A 1,194-nucleotide genomic window follows, 5' to 3' on the forward strand; every position below is an offset into this window, starting at 1 on the left:
CGTGCTGGGTGAGTCAGGGGTTTGGACGCCCTGCCTCGGGGATCGTTAGATCCTTACGGCTTACTTGTAGAGCTCGCCGTTCGGGCCCACGATCTTGCCGGACCAGACGTTGGCGGCCTTCTTGTAGATGTCGGCGGTCTCGCCGTCGAAGTAGGCCGAGGTGATCAGGTCGTAGCGGCCGTTCTTGTCCTGGTCACCGAACTGGCTGGTGACACCGTTGACGTAGCCCAGACGCTTGGCGTTGTTGTACTTCAGGACCCAGGGGCCACCGTCGGCGCCGGGGGTGAGAGCACCCTTGACGCCGATGTGCTCCTCGATCTTCTGCGCGGCCGAGACGTAGACCTTGCCGGAGGTCTTGCCGTACACCCACTTGGGGGTGACACCGGTGTAGGTCTTGTCCCCGTCGGGGTGCGGGCCCTCGGGGTAGCCGAAGACGTAGACCGGCTGGCCGGTCTTCTGGTTCCACGCGAAGCCCTGGCCACCGACGTTGTCACCGAGACGACCGGCGTCCTTGGACAGCTCGATGTTGTAGGTGCGGAACCAGTAGCTGACGCCCTCAGCCTTGTACCACTGCTTGACGTAGGTCTTGACCGTCCACCAGCCGGTGGGCAGCGTCAGGTCGGTGCCGGGAACCTGGCCACCCTTGAGGGGGAGGCCCAGCTCCTTGCCGGCCGCCTTGCGGTCGTTGTAGGCGTTCCACTCGGACTCGGTGATGGCCTCGATCACGAGACCGCCGGTGCCGCCCTGCAGCTTCTCGCCGTTGATCTTGGCGTTGCTGTGGTTCGGAGCGTTGACCCAGGTCTTGAGGTCGACCTCTTCCTCGGCCAGGACCTTCTTGCCCTGGTAGTCGTGGCCGACGCGGTCGCTGCTCTTGACGTCGTCCGAGCCCTTGGAGTACACGGGTCCGTACGGGCCGTACTTGAGCAGCAGCTCCTGGTAGACCTCGGCCGCGCTCTTGTTGCCCTCGGCGACGATCTGCTTCTCGTCGATGTACTTCGGACCGACGAAGTTGTCGTACTCGGTCTTGGTGACCTGCTTCTTGCCGCCGAAGAAGACACCGTTGTAGACGGTCACGAACGCGTAGTCGCGGTCGTAGTCCTCGTAGACGTCGAAGTCGTAGTGCGTCCACGCGGTCTTGCCGACGTAGATGCCGTACGGGGTCTTGCCCTGGTAGTAACCCGGGACGAACACCCA

Annotated in this window: 1 protein-coding gene; it reads right to left on the reverse strand. The window is 63.7% G+C overall.

Translation table 11 applies throughout. The features are described 5' to 3' along the window. Positions 1-60: 60 nt before the first annotated feature. Positions 61-1,194: trypsin-like serine peptidase (locus tag PKF00_RS43860; RefSeq protein ID WP_438827876.1), on the reverse strand; the 1,134-nt coding region annotated here is incomplete at its 5' end.

The sequence above is a fragment of the Streptosporangium carneum genome, from assembly GCF_027922005.1.
GTDB classification, from domain to species: domain Bacteria; phylum Actinomycetota; class Actinomycetes; order Streptosporangiales; family Streptosporangiaceae; genus Streptosporangium; species Streptosporangium carneum.